21 protein-coding genes and 1 pseudogene are annotated in these 22,281 nt (G+C 70.5%); 4 read left to right on the top strand and 18 right to left on the bottom strand.

The features are described 5' to 3' along the window. Positions 1 to 78 precede the first annotated feature (78 nt). Together ACGFIR_RS09605 and ACGFIR_RS09600 are read left to right on the top strand one after the other, a co-directional pair. Positions 79 to 3,081, top strand: coding sequence for a BTAD domain-containing putative transcriptional regulator (locus tag ACGFIR_RS09605; RefSeq protein ID WP_393144223.1), 3,003 nt, complete (start codon positions 79 to 81; stop codon positions 3,079 to 3,081). Next, positions 3,078 to 4,217 carry a DUF2637 domain-containing protein gene (locus ACGFIR_RS09600; RefSeq protein ID WP_393144221.1) on the top strand — a complete coding sequence of 380 codons (1,140 nt, stop codon included), beginning with the start codon at positions 3,078 to 3,080 and terminating at the stop codon, positions 4,215 to 4,217. The genes ACGFIR_RS09605 and ACGFIR_RS09600 overlap by 4 nt, the downstream gene beginning before the upstream one ends. Before the next feature lie 259 nt (positions 4,218 to 4,476). Here the strand turns inward: ACGFIR_RS09600 and ACGFIR_RS09595 are convergent, their stop codons facing one another. The 4 genes and pseudogenes from ACGFIR_RS09595 to ACGFIR_RS09580 all read right to left on the bottom strand — a co-directional run bounded on the left by ACGFIR_RS09595 (position 4,477) and on the right by ACGFIR_RS09580 (position 9,206). Next, positions 4,477 to 4,821 (bottom strand): hypothetical protein, encoded by a 345-nt coding sequence (locus ACGFIR_RS09595; RefSeq protein WP_393144219.1) that lies wholly within the window; start codon positions 4,819 to 4,821, stop codon positions 4,477 to 4,479. A gap of 304 nt (positions 4,822 to 5,125) precedes the next feature. Next, a complete protein-coding gene (locus tag ACGFIR_RS09590; protein ID WP_393144720.1) occupies positions 5,126 to 6,211 on the bottom strand; it encodes an IS110 family transposase in 1,086 nt (361 codons plus the stop codon). Positions 6,212 to 6,417: 206 nt separating this feature from the next. Beyond that, positions 6,418 to 7,288 (bottom strand): annotated as a pseudogene (locus ACGFIR_RS09585) (IS5 family transposase). Positions 7,289 to 7,640: 352 nt separating this feature from the next. Beyond that, positions 7,641 to 9,206, bottom strand: a complete 1,566-nt coding sequence (locus ACGFIR_RS09580; RefSeq protein ID WP_393144217.1) for a hypothetical protein — start codon at positions 9,204 to 9,206, stop codon at positions 7,641 to 7,643. 224 nt (positions 9,207 to 9,430) lie between these two features. Here ACGFIR_RS09580 and ACGFIR_RS09575 point away from each other — a divergent pair, with 224 nt between their 5' ends. Continuing rightward, positions 9,431 to 9,769 (top strand): hypothetical protein, encoded by a 339-nt coding sequence (locus ACGFIR_RS09575; RefSeq protein WP_393144215.1) that lies wholly within the window; start codon positions 9,431 to 9,433, stop codon positions 9,767 to 9,769. A gap of 53 nt (positions 9,770 to 9,822) precedes the next feature. After that, positions 9,823 to 9,993: a hypothetical protein gene (locus ACGFIR_RS09570; RefSeq protein ID WP_393144213.1), complete on the top strand. Its 171-nt coding sequence runs from the start codon at positions 9,823 to 9,825 to the stop codon at positions 9,991 to 9,993. 718 nt (positions 9,994 to 10,711) lie between these two features. On the opposite strand, the gene ACGFIR_RS09565 is transcribed toward ACGFIR_RS09570, so the two are convergent. The 14 genes from ACGFIR_RS09565 to ACGFIR_RS09500 form a co-directional block, all read right to left on the bottom strand. After that, on the bottom strand, positions 10,712 to 11,173 hold the full coding sequence (locus ACGFIR_RS09565) for a DUF4262 domain-containing protein (protein WP_393144211.1): 462 nt from the start codon (positions 11,171 to 11,173) through the stop codon (positions 10,712 to 10,714). Next, positions 11,170 to 11,562, bottom strand: a complete 393-nt coding sequence (locus ACGFIR_RS09560) for a hypothetical protein (protein WP_393144209.1) — start codon at positions 11,560 to 11,562, stop codon at positions 11,170 to 11,172. Before ACGFIR_RS09560 ends, ACGFIR_RS09565 begins: the two co-directional genes overlap by 4 nt. Before the next feature lie 862 nt (positions 11,563 to 12,424). Next, on the bottom strand, positions 12,425 to 12,946 hold the full coding sequence (locus ACGFIR_RS09555) for a hypothetical protein (RefSeq protein ID WP_393144207.1): 522 nt from the start codon (positions 12,944 to 12,946) through the stop codon (positions 12,425 to 12,427). A 242-nt stretch (positions 12,947 to 13,188) separates the two neighbouring features. Continuing rightward, positions 13,189 to 14,784 carry a VWA domain-containing protein gene (locus tag ACGFIR_RS09550; protein WP_393144205.1) on the bottom strand — a complete coding sequence of 532 codons (1,596 nt, stop codon included), beginning with the start codon at positions 14,782 to 14,784 and terminating at the stop codon, positions 13,189 to 13,191. Between the two features lie 17 nt (positions 14,785 to 14,801). Beyond that, positions 14,802 to 15,797, bottom strand: a complete 996-nt coding sequence (locus ACGFIR_RS09545; protein ID WP_393144203.1) for a DUF4192 domain-containing protein — start codon at positions 15,795 to 15,797, stop codon at positions 14,802 to 14,804. Positions 15,798 to 15,857: 60 nt separating this feature from the next. Next, positions 15,858 to 16,976, bottom strand: a complete 1,119-nt coding sequence (locus ACGFIR_RS09540; RefSeq protein WP_393144201.1) for an AAA family ATPase — start codon at positions 16,974 to 16,976, stop codon at positions 15,858 to 15,860. A gap of 314 nt (positions 16,977 to 17,290) precedes the next feature. Then, positions 17,291 to 17,530, bottom strand: a complete 240-nt coding sequence (locus tag ACGFIR_RS09535) for a hypothetical protein (protein ID WP_393144199.1) — start codon at positions 17,528 to 17,530, stop codon at positions 17,291 to 17,293. A gap of 44 nt (positions 17,531 to 17,574) precedes the next feature. Continuing rightward, the gene (locus tag ACGFIR_RS09530) at positions 17,575 to 18,660 is read right to left on the bottom strand and encodes a DUF4314 domain-containing protein (RefSeq protein WP_393144197.1); all 1,086 of its coding nucleotides are present in this window, start codon (positions 18,658 to 18,660) and stop codon (positions 17,575 to 17,577) included. Continuing rightward, positions 18,657 to 18,833 carry a hypothetical protein gene (locus tag ACGFIR_RS09525; protein ID WP_393144195.1) on the bottom strand — a complete coding sequence of 59 codons (177 nt, stop codon included), beginning with the start codon at positions 18,831 to 18,833 and terminating at the stop codon, positions 18,657 to 18,659. The genes ACGFIR_RS09530 and ACGFIR_RS09525 overlap by 4 nt, the downstream gene beginning before the upstream one ends. Before the next feature lie 28 nt (positions 18,834 to 18,861). After that, the gene (locus ACGFIR_RS09520) at positions 18,862 to 19,965 is read right to left on the bottom strand and encodes a C40 family peptidase (protein ID WP_393144193.1); all 1,104 of its coding nucleotides are present in this window, start codon (positions 19,963 to 19,965) and stop codon (positions 18,862 to 18,864) included. Then, the gene (locus ACGFIR_RS09515; protein WP_393144191.1) at positions 19,962 to 20,465 is read right to left on the bottom strand and encodes a hypothetical protein; all 504 of its coding nucleotides are present in this window, start codon (positions 20,463 to 20,465) and stop codon (positions 19,962 to 19,964) included. Before ACGFIR_RS09515 ends, ACGFIR_RS09520 begins: the two co-directional genes overlap by 4 nt. A gap of 207 nt (positions 20,466 to 20,672) precedes the next feature. Then, the gene (locus tag ACGFIR_RS09510) at positions 20,673 to 20,939 is read right to left on the bottom strand and encodes a hypothetical protein (RefSeq protein WP_393144189.1); all 267 of its coding nucleotides are present in this window, start codon (positions 20,937 to 20,939) and stop codon (positions 20,673 to 20,675) included. After that, positions 20,936 to 21,529: a hypothetical protein gene (locus ACGFIR_RS09505; RefSeq protein WP_393144187.1), complete on the bottom strand. Its 594-nt coding sequence runs from the start codon at positions 21,527 to 21,529 to the stop codon at positions 20,936 to 20,938. Before ACGFIR_RS09505 ends, ACGFIR_RS09510 begins: the two co-directional genes overlap by 4 nt. A gap of 89 nt (positions 21,530 to 21,618) precedes the next feature. Continuing rightward, positions 21,619 to 22,257, bottom strand: coding sequence for a diguanylate cyclase domain-containing protein (locus tag ACGFIR_RS09500; RefSeq protein WP_393144185.1), 639 nt, complete (start codon positions 22,255 to 22,257; stop codon positions 21,619 to 21,621). Between the last annotated feature and the right edge of the window lie 24 nt (positions 22,258 to 22,281).

The raw sequence follows: 22,281 nt of genomic DNA, 5'->3' as shown, positions 1-22,281 counted from the left end.
ACGTCGCCCGCCCATACCGTCAACTCGCCACCACGCGACCAGACGAGGCGTGGCGGGCGGGGAGACAGGAGGCAGGCGATGAGATCCCGCGTAGCGTCGATCGCCACCACGCTGACCTACGGCGCTTTCCTCGCCGCCGTGCCGACCACGCTGATTCACCAAGCCGGCCCGCCGGACGTGGGTCTGCCATCCGCCGACGCGGTACAGGCCTTCATTCGGCAACCCCTGACTCGCGGCTTCATCCTGGCTTTCGCCCACGGCGGCGCGTGGCTGATCTGGGCGCTACTCGCCGCCACCACCGCCATACGCGGCTACCACCGGCTCACCCGCGCGCTGCGGTGGCTACCGGCGCTACGCCTACCCGGACCGCTGCAACACCTGGCCGCAGTGCTGCTGGGCGCCACCGCCGTCACCGCCACCGGCGGTCTACCCGCGCACGCCGCACCTGCCCCCGCCACGACCAGCGACACACCCCACCCATCCACGCGATCAGCCGACCAGAGCGCGCCCGCCGCGACACAGGCCGCTACCCGCACCAGCGACGCGCCCACGACTACCCGCACCGGCGACTCGCCCAGCACCTACACCGTCGCCCGCGGCGACACCCTGTCCGCGATCGCCCAGCGCTGCCTCGGCGACGACGGCCGCTGGCCGGAGATCTTCGCCCTCAACCGCGGCACCCACTTCGCCGACGTCGGCGGAACACTGCGCGACCCCGACGTGATTCATCCCGGGTGGACCCTCGACCTGCCCGCTGACGCCACCGCACCCGCAGGCCGGCAACCCCGTCCCGCACCGCCGGGACCCTCCACCTCCACGCAGACCAACCCCGTACCGCCGAGCACCGACGCCCCGCCGAGCGCGAGACCGTCAGCCACCACATCGCATGCCCCCACCTCGGGGGCGCCCGCTTCCAGTCAGTCGCCCTCGAGCACGACGGGCGCGCCGGCTGCCAGCGACGCCAACACCACCGGTGCAGTCCCAGACAGCGACACCACTGGGCAGCGGCCCGCACGAGGTGTCTCCTTGCCCAGCGGCAGCTGGGTCGACGTCAGCCTCGCACTGGCCATCGCCGCCGCGGTGGCGCTGGTCTGGGCACACCGGCAACGCCGGCACATGCCCCGCAAACCGTTCACCACACCTCGCCTGGACGACCCGGACCTGGCTCCCATGCCACGCGCGGTGGGACAGATCCGCCGCGCCCTACGCCGCGCCGCCCTCCAAGCCGACACGGCAGCCCACGACAGCCGCAACCCGGGCGACGACGAGGTCGACGACGAAAACGGAGCCTGCGGCGGCGGCGACGCTGCCCACTCGGCCGCCTTCGACGAGAACATCACGGACACTGCCGCGTTGCCGGTGGCACCGGCCATGGCGCACCCGCTGTCGGCGGTGTGGCCACCTGCGGGGCTGGGTTTGACCGGACCCGGCGCGCACGCCGCCGCCCGCGGGTTCCTCACCGCCGCCCTCGCCGCCGACGGCGCGGACCACCCCCACGCGCGCACCCAGGTAGTCATGCCATCGGCGACCGCGGCGACCCTGCTCGGCGCCGCCGTCGACCTGCCCCACACCCCGAGGCTGACCGTCACCGCCGGCCTCGACGACGCCCTGCGGATCCTCGAAGAGCAGACACTTCACCGCACTCGGCTGGTCGACCGCCACGAGGTCGACACCATCACCGAACTGCGCGCCACCGACCCCCACGAGGAACCCCTCGCACCGGTCATGCTGCTGACCGACACCACCGGCCACCCCGACCGCGCCCGCATCGCCGCCCTGCTCACCCAAGGCCAACGCCTGGACATCCACGGCGTGCTCCTCGGCCCGTGGCCCGACGGCCACACCATCGACGTCGCCGCCGACGGCACCACCACCCCCGCCGACAGCGACAACCGGCACGGCTCCCACCCCGCCGACGTCGGCCGCCTCACCGTACTCAACCCCACCGAGACCACCGACCTGCTCACCACGCTGGCCGAAGCCCACACCGGCCAGCGCGCGGCGACCGAACCCACGCCCCGAACAACCGCCACGATGCCCCGCTCACCCCTGACCGGTGACACCGCAGACAGCGTCCCGCCGCACCCCACCACCGCCGCCGAACTGCCCGCCACCCGCACGACCGCCAACGGTGCCGATGACAGGCACGTCCCCTCGGCACCAGCGGACCGGACAGCCGGCACCGCCGGCACCGCTTCGCACTCGGCCACCGAGGAACACCCGTCACCCGTCGTTGCCGCATCGAGCGGTGAACAAGCCGCAGCGGCGAAACAGACAGCACGCGACGCGAAAGGCGCAAACCCACTACCGGTGCGGGTGCTCGGCCCACCCGGCGTCGTTGACGGCGACCCGCACCGCACCCCACGCGCCAAGTCCCTGGAACTGCTGGTCTACCTCGCAGTCCACAACGCCACAGCCCCGGCCGAGGCCATCCTTGACGACCTACTGCCCGACGCGCCGAGAAGCAAAGCCGCCGGTCGGCTCTACACCTACGTGTCCGGACTGCGGGCGCTGCTGCGCCACAACGGCGGGCCCGGCAACTACGTCACCCACCCCGACCACCGCTACCAACTCAACCAGGACCTGCTCGACGTGGACCTGTGGCGCATGCGCAAGGAGATCCGCGACGCCGCGCAGGCCACCGACCCGCGGGCCCGAACCGCCGCGCTACGCCGCGCGGTAGACGCCTACAACGGTCCCCTCGCCGACGGCTGCGACTACGAATGGGTCGAGCCCTACCGCGAAGCGGTACGCCAGGAAGCCCTCGACGCTTACCTCGCCCTCACCGACGCCCTCATCGGACAACCCGCGCAGCAGCTGCGCGTTCTAGACGCCGCCATCGCCCACAACCCACATCACGAGCCGCTCTACCAGGCGGCCATGCGCGCCCGCGCGCAGCTCGGCGACATCAACGGCATCCGCGCGCTACGTCGAACCGTGACCCGCCGTCTCGCCGAGATCGACGCCGAACCCAGTGACGACACCCTCGCGCTCGCCGACCGGCTCGTCACCGACCTGCGTCACCCCGGCCGCGCCTCCGGTGCACCCCGCCCGCACGAGACCGACGGAGCCCTCACATGACCACGCCAACCAGCAACACCAGCAACGCGGCGACCGCTCCCGGCCCGCTGTCTGGTGACGCTGTCGCACAGCTGCGGCGGCTGCGGTGGGCCGTGCGGGCCACCCTCACCCTCGGCGTCGCCGCGTCGGTGGCCGCGAACGTCCTACACGCCCGCCCAAACCCGATCAGCCAGATCATCGCCGCGTGGCCGCCTCTGGCCCTGCTGCTCACCGTCGAGTTGATCTCCCGCGTCCCCCACCACCGCCGTGCCCTCGGCACCATCCGGATCACGGCAACGGCGGTCATCGCCGGCATCGCCACGTGGGTCTCGTACTGGCACCTGGTCGGCGTCGCCGCCCGCTACGGGGAAACCGAAGCCGCCGCCGCGTACCTTCTGCCCCTGTCCGTCGACGGGCTGGTTGTAGTCGCCAGCGTCAGCCTCGTCGAGATCACCGGCCGCCTCCGCACCACCACACCCCGCGTAACTAGCGAACCGGTCCCAGGCCCCGGCCGGCGTCCGCAGCCCGACCATCCGAGTTGTACCGTCCTGACCACCACCTCCGCAGCGTCACCGGTCACGAATCCTGCGGCGAGGCCCTCCTTCACGGACGAGCCGGACGGAGAGCTCCAACCCGCAATGTCACCCGCAGCCTCGCCGCCACGCGTTCCGGCCGCGCAAAAGGCGTCCAAGCTTATGCAGGACCCGCCGTTGGCCGGCGACCACAAACGGGTCGATGGTGCCGGACAGCCGGAACCGGCGTCCGTTGACCAGGCCACCCCCGCTCGTGCAGGTGACCGGCCCGAAGGCAGCCAGGCCGACGCGCACCGCTGCACATACGCCGAGGCAAACACTCAGGACCGACAACTCGCTGCAGCGCCCGCCACCGGTCCTGCCGACCAGGCACCGCCTCGACCTGATGGCCACCCCGCGGATAGGAAACACCCACACAGCGGTACCGGCAGCGACCGTGACGTGGTGCCCCCAGGCACCGCCGCCGCAGTGGCGTACTGGCACCGCCGCGACCCCCGCATGCATCCAGCGCAGATCGCCGCGCGGATCGGCAGGTCCGAACGCACCGTGCGTCGCCACTGGCCGCCACCCGACGGCGACTCCCCCCGCGCCAACGGCAACCTACCTAACGCCCGACGCCGTTGAGGCTGCTCGCCAGCCTCTAGGCAGTGTCTCGAAGTCGGGTACGGCGTGTCGGCAATCGATAGACGGCGAGGTCTCCGACACGACCTAGGCCTCGGGCCATCGCGTGCGTACCTGGGGCAGGCTGAGGTCGCCGTCCAGGCTGCGGGTGTTGGCGGCCGTCAGGTCGGTGATGCCTGGGTATGGGCGCTCGTTGGGCCGATCAGGCTCGGGTGATGGGTGGCGGCACCCCAGGGACAGGTCCAGCGACCGCGACGTGCACTCAGCGCGGCACGAAGCGGATGATCGCCACCACCAACAGGAGTAGCGGTACGGCGGCGAGGCTCCCGCGGAGGAAGGGCCAGCCGATCTGGCCCCTCTTGCTCGGAAAGAGCCAGAGCAGGATCAAACCGGCGATCAGGGTGACGAGCAGCCACGGCGCACCGACGTTAATTCCGAAGACCAACATCCTGTCCCACAGTGAGTCGACATAGTGCACTCGTTCGCGAGATTGCCGACTGAGTACGACGATGTAGGCGACGATTACCAGCAGATGCCAGCCGAGCAGGACCAACGATGCGGGGACCGGCTTCCGCTTTACGGTGTCATGGATGTCGATCTTTGGCATGTAGTTCCTACCCCAACAGGCAGCCAATAGTCACTGCTCTATTACTAACAGTAGAGCCCGATTTGGTCCAGGCCGCCGACGCGAGGTGGGACGGCATCACCGACGTCGGGCTGGCCGACGCCCCCACCCTGGCCGAGGTCCTGCCGGCGGCAGGAAGAGGTAGGTCTCAACGACATGCCTCCAGCCGGACCACGAAGGATGGTCCACCTAGGTCGTGTCTCGAAGTGCATGTAGCCACTCGTTGACGGCCTTGACGTGGATGGTGGCTTCGTAGCGGACGGCCAGCTTGATGCCCCTATGGATGTCAAGCGGTCGATGTCAGGCTGCCGGGCTGCGGCGTCCGGGCGATGAGGTCGTGGAGCTCGCGTGCGACGTAGCGTTTCAAGCAGCGGATCGCTTCGCGTCTGGTCTTGCCTTCGCTGACGCGTCGGTCGATGTAGGCGCGGGTGCGCAGGTCCCAGCGAAGTCGCGCGATGACGATCATGTAGAGGGCTGAGTTGGCTTGGCGGTCGCCGCCGCGGTTGAGCCGGCGTCGTTGGGTCTTGCCGGAGGACATCTCGATGGGGCTGACTCCGCAGAGGGCCGCGAAGGACGCTTCGCTGGTGAGGCGCTGCGGGTTGTCGCCAGCGGCCAGGAGCAGAGCTGCTGCGGTGTCGGGGCCGACGCCGTAGCGCTGGAGCAGCTCGGGTGTGTGGGCGTTGATGGCCTCGGTGATCCGCTGGTTGAGGTCGTCGACCTCGATGGTGAGTTCGATGATCCGGCGAGCCAGTAGGCGCAGGGTGTATGCGGCGGCTGCTGCGGGGGTGTCCGGCTGGCCCGGGTCCAGGTCGGCGCATCGGCGGATGAGTTTGGGGTTGCTGAGCCCGGTCATCGAGTCGCGCAGCGCCGGGTCGGCGCCGACGAGGACGGCTTTGAGCTGGTTGATCGCCTGCGCTCGCGATTTGGTTGCCGAGGCTTTGGCCAGCTTGAACAGCCGTATCCGCTCGACATGTCCGTTGCCCGCCTTGGCGAGGGCGGTAGCCCTGCCGGAAAGGACCGCTCGAGCTGCTGCTTCGGCGTCGATAGCGTCGGTCTTGCCGCGGCGGCGCCGGTGGGCCTTGTCCGGCTGGTTGACCTCGATGACGCCGACTCCTGCGGTCAGTAGGTGGCGAGTCAGCGCCGCGCCGTAGGAATGCGTGCCCTCCACCCCAGCTCGCCGAAGCGGGCCCAGCGCGATGGCCCAGTCCAACATCGCCTGGTAGCCCTCGGCGGTGGTGGGGAAACTACGGGTGCCGAGCAGGACACCGTGGATGTTGACGGCCGCCGCGACGTGGACGTCCTTGTGCGTGTCGACGCCAAGGATCACCTCATCGGCGGTGTCACGCTGTTGGGCCACTGGCGGGTGCGACATGCTGGACACGGTTGTTCGGCTCCTGACGGCTCGGGAACGGATGGCCATCGCCGGGCCGGCAAGGGTGGTCAGGACTGTGAGGGCGCCTTGTTAACGGCAAGGCCCCTATCGGGACACGTCCCGCCGGTTCGGCGGCAGCAAGCACCACCCGGGACCCGAGCCGACAGATCAAACTCAAGGCACCAAAGGGCCGGTCGTAACGCGGGTCAGACCCGAGCACCGGGCAGCACCCGATCATCCTCACAGTCGTATCGGGTGGCCAGGCCGCGGTGGCATTTGAGTCGGTTGATGCCGCACTCGACGGCGTGGCGCTGCCGGTAGACCTCGGGGTCGAAGGCGGGTGGCCGGCCGCCGGCGGAGCCTTTGGCACGGCGGTGCGCGTCTAGGTCGACCTTGCTGGGGATGCATGCCTTGATCCCACGGCGGCGTAGGTGGGCGCGGTTGGCGCGGGAGGTGTAGGCGCGGTCGGCGATGACTCGGTCCGGTCGCACCCCGGGGCGGCCAGTACCAAGCCGAGGTACGCGGATACCGGCCAGCACCGCGGCGAACTGCGGGCTGTCACCGCGATGCCCGACGGTCAGCAGCATCGACAGCGGCTTGCCGCCCTGCTCACACGCCAGGTGCAGCTTCGTGGTCCACCCGCCGCGCGAACGCCCGAGGGCGTGGTCGACTGGCTCCGTCACCACCCCGCCCGGCGGCTCGGCCTGCTGCTGCGGGCACCGACGTGGCCGGCGGCGTGCTGGTGGGCCCGAGCGATGGTGGAGCCGACGCTGACCTCCCACGTGATCAACCCAGCCGCGTCGGCGCAAGCCTGCAATCCAGTCACGATCTGCTGCCAGACCCCGGCCCGCTGCCACCGTCGAAGCAGCGCGTACACGCCTTGCCAGGAGCCGTAACACGCCGGCACATCCCGCCACGGCGCACCGACCCGAACCGCCACCGGATGCCGTCCATAAGCTGCCGCTTGCTCCACTGCGACGGCCGACCTGGCCGCTTGCCCGCAGGCAGCAGCGGCGCCAGCACCGCCCACTGCGCGTCGGTCAGGTCGTGCCGCCTCGTCACCGCTACGGTGGCCACGAGGTCTCCGGTATTCAGGTTCTTCTTGGTCGAAAAACCCTCTACCGGAGACCTCGCCGTCTATCGATCACCGACACGCCGCACCCGACTTCGAGACACTGCCTAGCGGTGATTACCCGGCCAAGGGTGCCGTACCGCGTGACGGTCCAGGCGTGCAGCAGGCAACACTCAAATCGGCACCACCGCTAACCGGTCCGGTGGCCCCAACGACGAAAAGGCCGTGTTCGTGTATTGAGTGAGGGCAAAGTCCCTGACCCTCCCAAGGTCGCCAGTGGGCCCGGACGAGGTTGTCGGCCCGGCCCCGCAGCAAGCGTGGGCCTCGGCACGCGAAGCCGGCACGGCACCCAGGTCTCTACTGGTTGGCACTTTCGTACATCGCTAGCGGCAGACTGAGCCACCATGTGGCTGCCGCCCGAACCTGTTCGGGCATCCGGTTGTCGGCCCGCAACTCGTGCAGCACGGCGCGATTGCGCGCCATGCCGAGGCCGTAGGTCAGCCCGTTCAGAGCTGCGGCGTTGGCCGGCCGGCGCGTATGCAGCCACAGTTGGGCGTGGTGCGCGAGGGCCTGCCGCCAGAACAGGTTTTCACTGCGCCCGCCTATGTGCCCGATCGCCTGTGCCGAGGCGATCGTGACCGGTGCTGGCAAACCGCGCGCGATGATGAGCCGCTCGATGACCGGTCGTTGTTCCGCTCCTCCAACCAGACGCAGCGCCTCGATCAGGTAGGGCGCCACCGTAGCGCCCAGCACCGTCGGGCGGGTGAGTTCGGCGGCCAGCCCGGCGGCAAGGGGTCGTCGGTACGGTGTGCCGCTGACTGTTATGGCTGCCTGCATCCGGATGTCGAACACGGGGCTGAACAACATCTCGTCCAGTAGGACCGGTAGCGCATGGTCGCGGAAGTTCGGAATGTCGCGGGGCATCATGGACACTACGATGTCGGCGAGCCGGGCGACCAACCGCTGGCTGGTCTCCTGATCGGCTAACCGGCCTACGCGGAGGACCTGTTGCACCGTCAGGTCGCCGGCTATCGCGCGCATCCGCTTGCGGGCGGGCGCCGAGACGGTGTTTGGCAGGCGGCGCAGCAGTTCGGCAGCCAAGGGCTGGACGTCGTCCTGCCGGTTCGGGTCTGAGGCCAGCTCGTCAATGATCGCCACCAACTGGGGCATCTCGGCGGCGACAAAGTGTCCGAAGCGGATTTTGCGGACGCTCGCCAGCAGGGCGCCGTACTGCGCGCGTTCATTAGTCGGATGCTTCAGCTGATGGAGCACGTGCCGGTTGGCGTCGGAGTGGTTGCTGGCATCCAACAGGCTTACTGTCTCGACGAACACCTGGTTCGTGCGATCCTCCGCCAGGCTGGCGCACGCGGCGATTGCCGCCCGCTGACCGATGGGGTGAGCGAGCAGCCGACTCAAAGCCTCGTACCGCTGCATCCAAGCGATCCCGTCGGCAACGATCGTTTCACTGAGCAGCCGCTCGGCGACGTCGCTCCATGCGCGCTGCGGGCTGATCACGATCTCTGGTGCGGCGGCCAATCGTCGGGTCAGCTCGTCCCACTCGACGCCGGTCATCTGAGCGGTCGAGGAACTTGCCTTGTCCACTAGTTCGTCAAGGCGGGCCGTTGCGGCAGCACGGTCCACTGCTCGTGTCAGCAGCGGCAGAGCGTTCCCGGTGGAGTTGTCGTAGCGGTAGATGGTGTCGACGAGCGCGACGAGGGCGTGCGGTGGCAGGTCTAGCAACTCCTCGTACCTGCGGATGGCCAGGTACGGAGCGCGCACCGACGCCGTCTCCCAGCGAGAGATCTGGTAGATGCTGGTCGGCTCAGCCAGGCATCCGCCCTGGAATGCCTCGGCGAAGGTTGCCGACCGTGTCCACCGCTCGTTCGGCCCGTATAGGCGGTTCACCCTCAGCAGCCAGCCCACCCTGTGCTGTTGGGAGGGCAGGTGCGGACGGTCTGTCGTTCCGGCACCTGCCTGGTACGGCCGACCGCGGCGACCGGAGGCGCTAATCCCGGATCCCACGCCGCTATTTATTGCAGGCCCCATAACCGAGTGCAACACACCCGCCACCATCAGACACCAGAGTCCATTCTTCTCGCACGCCCTCGGTCCAGAGGGCGGCCACCAAGGGACACCGAGGAGCAGCCGTGAACACAACTGCCAGACCCGCCGCCCGCGCCAGCCGGCGTCTGCTACAGATGGGATCGCTGATCGCCACCGCGACCCTCGGCACGACGATGGGTGCCGTGGCGCTCGCCGGACCCGCCTTCGCCGTCGACCCGGCAAGCTGCCCCCGGGGCTACAACAATGCGAACACGGCCTGGGGCACATGCACCGGACCGGGCGAGTGGCGAGTCGTGACCTGGTGCTACGCCACGGGATCAACCAATTCGGGTTGGTACAGCTGGCCCAGCGGCACACACACCCAGTACTCGTCTTGCCCGTCGTGGAGCCACGTCACCAAGATCTTCGTGGAAGCCCGCTGACCGGACGGTGCGAGGGCCGATCGGCCCTCGCACCACTTCCTCGTTACCCCAGCATGAAGATTGCGCCGCGGTATCCCATGCTGGCGGACGCCATCGGACTGAGGCAGATGGTGGTGTTCGGCCCGGACGAGGGCGACGAGGCGATGGCCTACCTTCATGGCGTCGACAGGCCCGCCCGCCTGCCCGCCCGTCAGGCGGGCGGGCAGGCGGAACTTCTCGGCTAGGCTGCCCGCCACCGCTTCCTGTCGTCCGTGGCCGTGGTGGTGCACACCATCGGCTTGCCCGTCTTGCTCACACCCCGTGCACCCTGCTTCGAGCAAAACGATCCAGGGTGCACCACCGGTAGGGCGGGCGGCTTCGGTTTCGTGGTGGTCGGCGCCGGCCTTGGCTTCGCGGTGGTGGGTTTAGCCTCTGGACGCGGCGAGGGTTTGACGGTGCGAGTCGGTGACGGCTTCACCGACCGACTAGGTGCTGGTGCGGGCGAGTTTGCCCCAGATGGCGGCGTGCCTGTGGTCGTAGTCGACGGCGCGGCTGTGGCATCGGCTGCAGTTGGAGCCGCATCCGCAGTGCCTTCGAGTCCGTCGGCGACATTTTGTTGAGACGCGCTCACCGCAGGACGCGGCTTGGTGCCGCCGCCGTCTACGAGGGCGCCGACCGCGCCGACGCCGCAGCACAACAGCAGGACGACGGCGAGGCTGATGCCAGCGGCGCCGACTTTGCCGACGCGCTTCTTCGCTGGATAGGTGGTCACTCGCGTGAGTGTCGCCGGTTGCGAAGCGTGATCGACACCGGGTGTTCAGCCGTGACAGTCTCGACGGGCGGCTGACCCCCGAACAGGGGTCACGTGACGTCAAGGGGTCGGCTGCCCTGACCAGGGCCGGCCACCACCGGCGTCCGGCCTGACACGATTCAGGGCAGGGCAGTAGCGGCGGTGATGCGCTGCTACGGGTGACCTATCACCGGTTGGACGTCCGCGTCGTAGGTGTAGTCCGCGTCCCAGGGATAGCATCCCCGAGGGTCGGGCCACACGATCTGCTGCAGGCGTACTCGCGTGTCGCCGTAGCGGGCGAACGCGGCACCCGGGTAGAGCGCATCGCAGGCGGGACCGTCGACAATGACAGCGTCGTAGTCGGCGATGAGGTCGCTTACACGCTGGCCGTGGCTGAACCGTTCGGCCTTGTCGTAGACGCGGCCGGCGAGTTCGTTAAGCAGCGCCTGCGCCGTCGCGGCGTCGAGCCCGGCGATCAGCAACTCCGGGTGATCGTGGGCGGTGAAGCCGACGGTGTAGGCGAACGGGACGTCGTGGCCGTGGCCGTCGTCGGCAGGGTGGACGAGGGTGACGGACCAACCGACGCGGTCGATCATTTCACTCTGGCGGCGCATGAAGTCCTGCAGGCTGGTCACCGGTCAGCTCCTTCCGGAGGTGCGGTGTCGCCGTGAGGTGGCTGCGGTGGGTCGACCTCGACAAAGCCGAAAAGCCGCTCGATGAGTTGCAGCGCCTGGGTGCGGTAGCGGTCGGCGAAGCCGCGGCAGATTGCCGGACTGGCCTCGGGATACAGGTAGTGCGGGAGCGTGTCGTGACAGACGATGAAGGACTCCCTGTGGCGGGCTTCGGTGACGAGGTCACGCAGCCGGCCGGCTGAGAGGTGCATCCTGTTGCCGGGAGCGAAGATGCAGGTGCTGCACTGTCGCGAGAGCAGCCGGGATTTGCCGAGGGCCTGGTCGCCGACGCTGAGGTTAGTTTCGCCGCCTCCGTGTGCGCTGCCCTGGTTGAAGTTAGGCATATGTTCCATGAGTTGCTCCTGCTACTGGTCACCGGGAGTGCCGCCGAGACAGCGGCACCCCTGGTGCGGACGTCGCCACGGGCACTGCCCGTAGCGCGAGGGAGGGCTGGTTTCGGTTGCGCGTGGACGGACCTCGATCGGATGATGGCGCGGTGCGAGCCGGCAACACGCGCGCCTAGCCGCAGGCGCCGCGGCGGCTGGCGTAATGGCGGCCCGCGGGGGTGCGTCCGGTGGCGCGAGTAGCCCCGGCGACGCGCCGGGGGCGTCGTGGCCGGTGTGGGCCCGGCGGTCGGCCGCGCAGGCTCCTGTCACGCGGCACGCGGTGACGGCGTCGACCGCTGCCGCGGTGGTCGTGCCGATTGGTGTGTCGTGGAGTGGAACCAGCCGGCGAATCGGGTGGCTGCGGTGGTGGCCGGTGCGGTAACCCGTGCGCGGCCGCGGGCCAGCAGGGTGGGCCGGTTGGCAGCGTGGCGGGCCCGCTGGGCGTCACGTGCCGGTGGGCACGGGTACGTCTCGTCGGTGCAGCGTAGGTTCGCGCAGCGTCTGGCTTTGGTGGGGTGCGGTGGGTGGGCGTCGGCGACGTCGGCGGCGAGCAGCCACAGCGGGACGTCGTTGACGGTGCGCGGTACGGCGTGGCGGTGCGGCATGTCGGGGGCGTCCTTTCGGGGTTGATGTCGGCACGGGGTAGTCGCCGCCCCAGACCAGCGGTGTGGGGATGCCGCTGTCGGGTTCGCCCGGGGCGGCGACCGGGTGCAGTGACGCTCGACTTTCCGGATAGATCAAGTCGCAGTCGCGCGGCTGGGCGCTGCGCCGTGGGTGACTGCGCGGCCGTTTGCGCCCGTTGCGGGGTGTGCGGTGCCTGGAGTGCGGGTCAGCTCAGGTCGGTCGGTTCGCCGGCGGCAGAGTCGAGGTCGCCGGGGTCGGCTTCGTCGCGTTCGCTGCCGTCCCACTCCACCTCCGCTTGGACGTTTGCGGCGGTGAGGGCGGTCTCGGCGGCTGTTTCGGCGGTGTCGAAGGCGTCCTCGCGGCTGGTGGCGGTGACTTCGATGAGGAGGGCCAGGGTGAGGCGGACCCGCCAGCGGCGGGGCAGGGTCGGCAGGTCCAGCGCGCGCAGGATCTCATCGGCGGCGTCGGCGTCGATGTCGTGGGTGCTGGCGGCTTCGCGCAGCGCTCGCCACACCTCGCGGCGCAGGCGGGTCAGCGAGTCGGTGCCGTCGACGGATGACGGGGATGGCGGGGTGTGCTGGTCGTGCAGGTGAGCGTGAATCTGGGCGGTGGTGTGGGTGAGCCATCCCAGCGGTGCGGGCTGGGCCGGGTGGAACGTGTCCCAGGCGTCGCGCAGGACGGATTCCAGGGTTGGCGGGTGCGGGCTGGTCGCCTCAGGCGTGGTCATCACGGATTGCTCCTCGAGTCAGAGCGGCCCCGCCGCCTTGGCATGCGGCGGGGCCGTGAGGGCGGAGTCAGGGCTGGTGGTGCCAGGTGCGGCTGACGCGGAAGCGTGGAGGGCCGCGTTACACAGGCGTGGGCCACGGTGGCCGGCAGCCGCAGCCCGCGTGGGATGGGTCGCTGCGGGCGGGCTGGTCGCGCAGGTCCGGTGCTCGGCGAAGTCGTCGTCGCCGAGGTTCCGGGTGTTGGTTAGGCCTGTTCGAGGGCGATGGTGGCGGCGTCGGCGATGTGGCCGATGGCGTGCACTGGGTCGGCTACCAGCAGGGTGGTGGTGTCGGTGAAGGTGTGCCCGTCGAGGTCGGCGGGGCGTAACCACAGCACCGGGCAGCCGGCGCGGTGCAGGGTGGCGATGAGCCGTTGCGAGGGGTCGATGTCGGGTAGGTCGCCGTCGGAGACGACGGCGAGCATCCGCAGCCGGCCGGGTTGGCGTAGCTGCAGCAGTTCGTCGGCGAGTTTCACCGCGTCGGTGAACGCGGTGCTGCCGCCGCTGGTGCGCAGTTCCCGCACGTGGGTGGGGTGCTGTCGGGGTCCGATGAGCAGGGTGGCGTTGTTGCCGAAGGCGATGGTGGCGGTGACGGCCTGGTTGGTGGCTGCGGCGTGGGCGAGGATCCACCCGGCAGAGGACATCGGTGCCGCCCAGGGGTGCATGGAGAAGGAGGCGTCAACGATGACGCCGAGGTGCAGGGTCGGCTTGGGTGGGGGCAGGTGGTGGTGGCGTTGCCAGGGTGTGGCGGTGGGCATGGCGCCAGCGGCGATCTGTGCCTTCGCGGTAATGGCGTGGCGGGTGCGTAGCCGCCCTGGCGGGACAGTGCTGGGGCGGGTGTCGGGTTCGGGTGTGTGGGTGCGGGCGCGGCGTAGCCGTGTGGCGAGGGTGCGGGCGGCGGCGCGTTCGTCGTCGGTCGGGTTACGGCGCGTCCACGTCGCGGGTGCCGAGTGCCGGGTGGTGATCTGCTGGTCGCGGTATTGGGCGGGGGTCAGGCCGGTGGTGTGGGCGAGGTAGTCGGTGAGGGCTTGGGCGAGCAGGCCGGGGAACACCCCAGGGTCAGCGGCCGGTGCCTGCGGTTGCTGGTGAGGGTCGATGCCGAGGATGCGGCACCACCGCCATGCCAGGTTGATCATCTGTTCGGCGTCGGTGTCGTCGGTCGTGTGCGCTTGTCGCCACACGTCGCGTAGCTGCAGGAGCCGTTTGCGGCCGAGGACAGCGGTGATGGCGGCGCGTACGCCCTTGATGTCCTTGGTGGTGATGATGCGGGCGTCGACGCGGGCCAGGAGGAGCCCGGCGAGGTACGCGGCGTGCCACGCGTCGTCGACGGGTGCGTCGGCAGGGTTGAGCAGGGTGGTGACGGTGTGGCGTAGCCACCGGCGGTCGCCGCGTCGTCTGCCGCGCTGCCGGTTCTCGGCGCGAGACTCCTCGAGTAGGTCAGCGACGGTGGCGACGACCGGTGGGGTGTCGGGCGGGGGTGTCCACTGGCTGTGGGCGGCGTGTGCGGCTTCATGCACGAGCAGCCCATAGGCGGTGGGGACCAGTTTCTTGTGGCCGGCGCGGCGGGGGTCGGTGATGTTGGGGGCGCCGATGTGGATGGCATCGACCTCGATACGGCGGGCCGCGGGGTAGAAACAGGCCGGTGCACCGCCGCCGGCGCCGGGGGCGACGGTGACGGTCAGGTCGGTGCGGCCGGTCAGGACCGGGATGTGCCGGGTCCAGGCGTCGCTCCATTCCTGCCAGGCGGGAGCGTATGCGGCCGAGGCGGCGGGGCCGTGTTGGAGGTGGTGAGGATTGGGCATCGGTTCTCCTTGAAGGGTTATCGCTGCTTGCCGGGATTGGGCCAGTCGTCGAGCACGGATGGGGGCAGCCCTGCGCGCAGGGCCTCGTCGATGAGTTGCGCGAGGGTGTAGCCCGGGTCGGCGGCGAGGGCGCGGTCGACAGCGACGCAGGCGAGTGCGCCGTCGCCGCAGCGCCAGGCGGCGAAGGCGAGCAGGCTGGCGGGTGGGGCGACGAGCGGCGGGTGGGCGCGGCGGGTGACGTCGGCCCACAGGTCGACGTGCCAGGGCAGGTTGTCGGTGGCCCGCCAGGCGGCGTCCCTGATCGCAGGGGTGCTCAGCAGGACGGTGAGCCACGCCAATTCGTCGTCGGTGAGCACGTGACCGTCGGCGTAGCGGGCGAACGTGGTGCGCACTATGTCGTCGCCGGCGCGGATGAGCCCTGCCTGCCCGGCCTCACTGATCAGGGCGCGCCGATGTGCGCGGGCCTTCGCGGTGGCGCGGGCGACGGCCGCGCGGGTAGCCCCGCCGGTGGGGGCGATGCTGGCTACGAGCGCGGCTCGGTCAGGTAGGGCATGCCAGCCGGCGACGATGGCGTGCATCGTCAGATCACTGTGGTGCGGATCGAAGGGCATGCCGTTGACGGGGCAGCAGGCAGGTTCGTCGCACAGGTAGGAGAAGTAGCGGCCGTCGGTGACCCGAAGAGCGTCGAACACTGTAAATCCGGCGGCAGCCAACTGCGGGATCATGATGTCCATGACCGGGGTGACCGTGGCGGCCGGTCCGTAGCCGACGGCAATGGCGCGGGTGGCCGCGGCGTTGCGCAGCATCCGGATCTGCGGGGCGGCAATGTCGATGGCCCAGCCGGGGGTGTCGGCGGGCGGGGGCAGATCAGCGCGGCCCGCGACGGCTACCCGGGTATGGGTGAGACCGACGATCACGAGGCTGTCGGCGGGGTGAAAGCCGAGCAGGTATGGCACGGCGGTGAGCAGGTCGGCAGGTGAGCTGATCGATAGAGGGTGGTTCGGGTTAGTCATGGTGTCTCCCGTCAGGGCTGGTGTGAGTCCTCAGGCGCGGCTGATCGGGCGCGCCTGGGTTCAGCGCTGCTTGCCGAGGGTCAGCGCGACAACATCGGCGCCGAACTGCTGTCGCAGGACGGCGGTGACCGCCTCGCGGTCCTGCTCTGGGGTGCGGCCGGCGAGGTTCGCCACAGCGGCGGGCAAGCCGAGGGTCTTGCGGACGCGGGCGAAGCCGAGCAGTTCGCGTAGCTGCGGCGCCCAGCTGACGCGTCCGGCCGTCAGGTCGTCGTTCAAGATGATCGCCGCTTGCACTGCGGGGGAGGGAACGCCGAGGTGGCGGGCGAGGTCCCAGTCGGTGGTGACCTCGATGTGCACGTCGAAGCGGGACGCCAACGCTTCGGTGAGGATGGCGCCGTGCACGCCGGGGTTGTGCCCGGCGATGACGTAGAACCCGTCCACGGCTTCGACGCGTTCGTTGCGGTAGCCGGGGATCGTGATGACTTGTCGGCCGTCCATTGCCGGGTAGAGCACGGCGAGGACCTTCGGGGCGATGAGGGTGGCGTCGTCGATCAGCAGCGCCCGGCCCTCGCGCATCGCGGTGACGAGGGGTCCGAACACGAACTCGAAGCCGCCGTCGGGCAGCGGGATGAAGTTGCCGAGGAAGTCCTCCACGACGGTGTCGCCGGTGCCGGCGACGGTGAGCAGGTCCGGGTAGGCGGCTTCGACGAGGGCGGTTTTGCCGGTGCCGGGTGGGCCGTAGAGCAGCACCGGGATGCGCTTGTCGCGTAGCCGGCGCAGCACGTCCACGTCGGTGGCGCCGGCAAGCTTGCGCGGGAAGTACAGCTCGCCGTTGGGTCGCATCACCGGCTGCCGCCGGGTGGACCGGACGGGGTTGCCGGGCGCGCGAGGGGCCGGTGGTGGCATGGTGCCGGCGGCGTCGATGCCGGCCTGGGTGATCTGGAAGCGGTGCGGGCCGGTGTGGTGGGTGGCGTAGCCGGCGGCGGTCATCTTCTTCAACGCCTCGAACACTGCTCCGGTGGAGGGGGCGCCGATGGCGGTGGTGATCTCGCCGACCTTGAACACCTGGTCGGGGTGTGCGGCGAGGTGGGCGGCGACCAGCCGGTACAGGTAGCCGGGCCGTCGCCCGTCGCCCGGATCGGTGGGTCCGGTGCTGGTGGGCGGGGTTGCGGTGTGCATGCGGGATCTCCTGTCATCAGGGGTTGGGCCCGCGCACCGGTCTCCGGGTGCGCGGGCAGACGTGGTGCGGTGTCCGCGCGGCGGAGACGGCGGTGGCGGGCGCGGCCCTGCGACAGGGGCGGCCTACGACCTCCGTGAGGGTTGTGCGACAAACGTCAGCCCGGCAGGGGGCTGCCGGTTGGTGTCGCCGTCACCGGCCGGTGGGCGACGACAAGGAACGCACCGACCGACCCATTGATCAAGTCGCTGCCCGGGTTGGGGCTATCGGCGGTGCAGGGTGATGTCGTGGCGGGGGCGGCGGGAGATGTGCACGGTCAGGCCAAACACGCTGCCGTCGGACAGTTCCACCACACGCCGCGGTCGAGGGTCATGACACCGGCGTCGCGGTAGACGCGCGCGCAGGTGATGGTTACTGGGGTGCCGTCGTCGTGCACGAGATGGGGTAGGTCGGCGTCGTCGCAGAGCTGGTCCAGGTCAGCGGTGGTGAGCAGGCGTGTCACGAGGGCCTGCAGGATCTCCTCGTGGGCGTACTCGTCGAGGCCGTTGTCGAGCATGGCTGTGGGTCCCTTTCAGAGCTGGGCGTGGTGTGGGGCGGGGGTTAGGCCTCGGGTGCGGTCAGAACTGGCGGGCCGGGGATGTGGCCGGCAATGCGGTCGCAGTCGTAGGGGTGCACGGCGGTCCAGGTCCAGGCCCGGCCCATCACGGTGTACCGGCCCTGCGGGTCGGGAGTGATCCGGTCGATGGCGTCCGGGTCGCCGTGCACCCGGGAGGAGTCGGCGACGAGGACATCACCGTCGAACCACAGGCGTGCCATGGACTCGTCGACCACCTGCTCAAGCCGCTCGCTGGCGATGTGGTCGGCGGCGAGGCGCTGCCGGTAGCGGTCGCGGGCGTCGGCCTGGTCGGCGACGATCGCCTCCGCCACCTCACGGGTACAGGTGAACACCGCCCACCCGTTCCAGGTGTCGACCAGGATGCCGACGAACCCGACCGAGACGCGCAGCTCACCTTCCGGGTTGGGCGTCCACGCCCAGTCGCCGGCGAACACCCCCGGCCCGCCGAGGCGCACCCGGTCGGGGTGCACGTGGCTGAGGTCCCGGTCGTCGCCGTCGGGGTGCAAGATGATGCGGCACTGGCGGGCCGCCTCAGCCTCGACGGCGTCGTCGTAGCCGTCGCACCACGCCCACCGCGACTGGTCGCACTGCCGCGCGGTCAACTCCTCCCACGGCGGGGCGTCGGGTGGAGCGTGCTCGGCGTACCGGTCCGAGTCGTCGGCCAGGCCGAACCGGTCGGCGGTGGGAAGCCCGTCGAGCGCCAGCGGGTCGACGTCGTTGAGGCCGGCCAGGACCAGCCGAGCCGCCGCAGTGACATCACCAGGTGCCCGACCGCCCAGGACATGCTGCGCCCACCACCCGGCGGCGTCCCTCCCGGCTGTCTCCCCGGCCGTACGTAGCGCGTCGAGCACCCGCTCCCAACTGGCGTCACTTAGTGGAGCGGGGACGCGGCAGACGCGGTCGCCCTCGTCGAGCAGCAGCGACAGCTGTGAGCCGCTGTCCCAGGTCACGTCGAGGACCTGGAGCAGCGGGTCGTAGCGGCGCACGGTGCCCTCGTCACCCGGGCGCAGCCGGGTGTGCGGGTCGTTGGTGTGTTCCAGAGCGACGCGATCACCGGGCTGGTAGGTCACAGGTCGGCTCCTTCGCTCGGGGCGGGCAGCAGCCACCATTGCCAGTCGGGCACATTGACGCCGATCTCGAGCGTCTGCAGCTGCACCTGCTCGCGGAAGCCGAACGGGCCCCCGCCGCAGGCGCGGACTGCCCGCCCCCGGGCGGCGATGTCGTCTCGCGATCGTGGGGTCACGACTTGTTCTCCTTCACGGGATTGGTGGTTAGTGGACGATGCGGCGTACGGCGGCGAGTTGATTGGCCCACGCGGACAGGCGGCTGGTCTTGACGACGTCACCGCTGTGCGGGGCCTGCACGATGAGTCCCTGTCCGAGGTACATGCCGACGTGGCCGGGGCGGCTGGTGCTGCCGCGGCTGCCCGGGATGAACAGCAGGTCCCCGGGCCGCAGGTTCGAGTAGTCGCCGACCGCGGTGCCGGCGTGGACCTGTTCGCTGGTGGTGCGCGCGATGGTGATGCCAGCGGCCCGGTATGCCTGCTGCATCAGCGACGAGCAGTCGCACTGGCGTGCGGGGATGCCGGAGTGGGGTGCGGTGCAGTCCCCACCGAAGGTGTACGGGGATCCGCGCTGCGCCAGGGCCCAGCCGATCGCGGTGACGACCGGCAGCGGGGTTCCCGGTGGGAGGGTGAACCCGGCCGGTAGGGGGACCTGTTGACTGCCGGGCTGGCCGTCGCCGCCGTCGAACAGGCACAGCGGGTTGCTCATGGCCTGTTCCAGGTCACCGGCGACGGGCCCGGCGGGGGTGCCGCCGACCAGGACGCGGACCAGGGCGATCGCGTCGTCCTCCCACTTGGCGTAGGCGCCGGGGTAGGCGGATCGCTGCACGGCCTGGGCGGCGTCGGTCAGCGCCATGGCCTGCCAGCCGTCGACGGCCAGCAGCGCCGTGTAGAACTTCCCGGCCGCGTAACGCGGATCCCGCAGTTGTGCGGGTGTGCCCCAGCCTTGGGAGGGGCGCTGCTGGAACAACCCGATCGAGTCGCGGTCGCCGCCGGCGAGGTTGCGCAGGGTGGACTCCTGCATGGCGGTGGCCAGGGCGATGACCCACCCTCGCGGCGCAACCTTGAGCTCGGCACCGACGGCGACGATCGCGGCGGCGTTGGCCGTCTGCTCGCTGTTCCACCCGCTGGCGCCGCCCTGGGGCGGAGACACGGGGGTGGGTAGCAGCGGTTGCCCGTTGGAGCCGCCCGTCTGGTGGCAGGCGGCGGAGGCGGTGCCGCCGCCGGTGAACAGGACACCGGTCCCACCTGCGCACAGCACCAGCACGGCGATCACCGCAGTGCTGAGGGCAGCGAGAGCACGGGCCGTCATCGCGGCGCTCCCGCCACATACGGCCTGTCGTGCTGTGGCAGGCGGTTGCCGGCGGCGGGTGGGGGCAGGAACGCGGTGGGTGGGTAGCGGGCCGTGCGGCTGCCGTCGTCGGTGTGCACAGCGATCGTGGCGGTGGCCGAGTCGATGAGGTAGATCCAGTCGACGTCGAGGTGCTGGGCCTGGCGCAGCGGGAACACGGTGATCGGTTCCGGGCCGGCCGTGCCGTCGGTGGTGGCCGCCAGGGTCATGCCGACGCCGGGCACCGGAGGTTGGCCGGCGAACCCGGGGGTGGTGGCGGTGATGTCCGGGTCGAGGTACGCCCAGTCGTCGGCGAGAATGGTGGTGACCAGCGTCTGCGTGTCGTAGTGGGCGTGGCCGGCCCAGATCACCGCCAGAGTGGGTAGGGCGGCGTTCGGGTGGCCGTCGAAGAGGACGAACCGGGCGTTCACCAGGTGCGGCTGGCGTGGGTTGGTGGCGCCGACGTAGCAGTGGATGCTCACGAGACAGGGCTCCTTCAGGTGGTTGGTTCGTGCGCCCGCCCGCGTCCAGGCGGGCGGGCGCATGCAATCCGCGGGACGCGACGCCCCGTGGGGCTGATGGCCTGAGCGGCACGTGGCCGTCGGCTGCCCGACACGATCGCGATGGCCGTTGCCCGTGTGCGCGCCGGTGCGTGACGGGCCGGGGCTGATGGCACCGGCAGCGCGCTGTTACGGCTGCTCGTGCTCTGGGTGGGGCGGCCAGGTGGCGGGCTTGGCGCGCCAGCCGAAGATCGGGTCGGTGATCTCCGCCGACCCGCAGCGGGTGCATCGCATGTAGGTGTCCTCGCCGTAACCGGCCATCGACGGCATCTCGTCCTGGACGATCTCGTCGACCGCGTCGCAGACCAGGCAGCGCAGAGACGCCCCGTCAGCCCCGCCCATGCCGAAGATCGGCTCGTCGGGGTCGGTGTGGGGCCGCGTCTGAGGGCCGCTCATGCCGTGCCCGCGCTCGTGCTCGGGTGGCTGTAGCGGGCGGTGGCGGCCAACACGGCGGCCAGTCCCGGGTAGGTGGCGGGGATGTCGCCCGAGGCGGGGGTGTCGTCAACGAGCAGCAGCGCATGCTCCTCGCCGTGCAGGTGGGTGACCTCGTACCGGCGTCCGTCGGTGTCGACGGCGTCGACGGCGTCGACGCGGCGGGCCTGCCGCGGCTGCCCAACTGTGGTGACGATGGTGTCGTAGCAGGCAGCCCAAGCCAGCAGCCGCGCGTCAGGCTCGGTTTCCCTGATCAGGCCGATGATGGTGTCGAGGGTGGCCTGGTAGGGCGTCGACGCATCTGGGTTGTCGAGGGCGGCGGCGAGGCGGTGCAGCAGGGCGGGCAGACCGGCCGCATCGGTGAGCAGGTCGTCGCGGTGCGGCGGGAACTCCAGGCTGCGTGTCTCGCACATCCGCTGCGACCCTGCGGGGGTTTGGGGCTGGTCGTGGATGAGTAGCAGCGTCACGGGCTGGCCCCAGCCCAACGTTTCGGCGTCGGCGTCGGTGGTCAGGAGGCAACGGGCGAGGGTGTGGACGGTGCGGAAGGACAACACAGAGGCTCCCTTGTCAGGCAAAGGGGAAAGAGGGAAGGACCCCGCAGCCGGCGGCTGCGGGGTCCTTCTGCTCATGCGAGGGGTTGTGGTCAGCGGTGGTGGCGGTCGCGGCTGCGGCGCGGGGACGGCGTGCTGTGGGGGCGGTAGTCGCACACGCCGATGGTGGAGCGTTTGGCCTGGTACATGGCGGTGTCGGCTTCGGCGAGCAGTTGCCGGGGGCTGGCGTGCGGGTCGTGGGTGTGGGTGTAGCCGACCGAGGCGGTCACGCCGATGTCGCCGTTGATCACGCGCATCGGGCCGGCGGCGATCAGATGCCATGCGGCGTGGGCTACGGCGGCGGTGTCGTCTGCGTCGCCGTCGACGAGCAGGGCGAACTCGTCGCCGGAGAGCCTGGCCGCGATCCGCACCGGGGTGGGCAGGCGGGTCAGGATCCGGCCGACCTGGTCGAGCAGGACGTTGCCGGAGTCGTGGCCGAGGGTGTCGTTGACGGTTTTGAACCGGTCGAGGTCGAGCAGCACCACCCCGACCGGCGCGTTGTCGGCGAGGGCGGCGCGCAGACGGGCGAGGAACAGCCGCCGGTTGGGCAGGCCGGTGACCTCGTCGTGGGTGGCCTGGTAGCGGGCCACGCGCAGGGCCTGCTGCTGCCGCCAGAGCAGGGCGCCGGCAAGGGCGAGGCCGGCGAGGATCCCGCCGACGGCAATAGTGATCGTGTACAGGATGGAAGACAATCGGACACGCTCCTTGGACGTGAA

This window comes from Micromonospora sp. NPDC049051, assembly GCF_043197575.1.
Lineage (GTDB): Bacteria > Actinomycetota > Actinomycetes > Mycobacteriales > Micromonosporaceae > Micromonospora.
Note: the sequence above shows the minus strand (reverse complement) of the source record. Positions and strands in the feature narration are given on the sequence as shown.

Bases quoted from the DNA above. Each gene is read 5' to 3' on its own strand.
- ACGFIR_RS09595 (WP_393144219.1), bottom strand. From the start codon at position 4,821: ATGCCAAAGATCGACATCCATGACACCGTAAAGCGGAAGCCGGTCCCC.
- ACGFIR_RS09570 (WP_393144213.1), top strand. From the start codon at position 9,823: ATGAAGATTGCGCCGCGGTATCCCATGCTGGCGGACGCCATCGGACTG.
- ACGFIR_RS09550 (WP_393144205.1), bottom strand. From the start codon at position 14,784: ATGCCCAATCCTCACCACCTCCAACACGGCCCCGCCGCCTCGGCCGCA.
- ACGFIR_RS09540 (WP_393144201.1), bottom strand. From the start codon at position 16,976: ATGCACACCGCAACCCCGCCCACCAGCACCGGACCCACCGATCCGGGC.
- ACGFIR_RS09545 (WP_393144203.1), bottom strand. From the start codon at position 15,797: ATGACTAACCCGAACCACCCTCTATCGATCAGCTCACCTGCCGACCTG.
- ACGFIR_RS09605 (WP_393144223.1), top strand. From the start codon at position 79: ATGAGATCCCGCGTAGCGTCGATCGCCACCACGCTGACCTACGGCGCT.
- ACGFIR_RS09590 (WP_393144720.1), bottom strand. From the start codon at position 6,211: ATGTCGCACCCGCCAGTGGCCCAACAGCGTGACACCGCCGATGAGGTG.
- ACGFIR_RS09560 (WP_393144209.1), bottom strand. From the start codon at position 11,562: ATGGAACATATGCCTAACTTCAACCAGGGCAGCGCACACGGAGGCGGC.
- ACGFIR_RS09555 (WP_393144207.1), bottom strand. From the start codon at position 12,946: ATGACCACGCCTGAGGCGACCAGCCCGCACCCGCCAACCCTGGAATCC.
- ACGFIR_RS09520 (WP_393144193.1), bottom strand. From the start codon at position 19,965: ATGACGGCCCGTGCTCTCGCTGCCCTCAGCACTGCGGTGATCGCCGTG.
- ACGFIR_RS09535 (WP_393144199.1), bottom strand. From the start codon at position 17,530: ATGCTCGACAACGGCCTCGACGAGTACGCCCACGAGGAGATCCTGCAG.
- ACGFIR_RS09510 (WP_393144189.1), bottom strand. From the start codon at position 20,939: ATGAGCGGCCCTCAGACGCGGCCCCACACCGACCCCGACGAGCCGATC.
- ACGFIR_RS09600 (WP_393144221.1), top strand. From the start codon at position 3,078: ATGACCACGCCAACCAGCAACACCAGCAACGCGGCGACCGCTCCCGGC.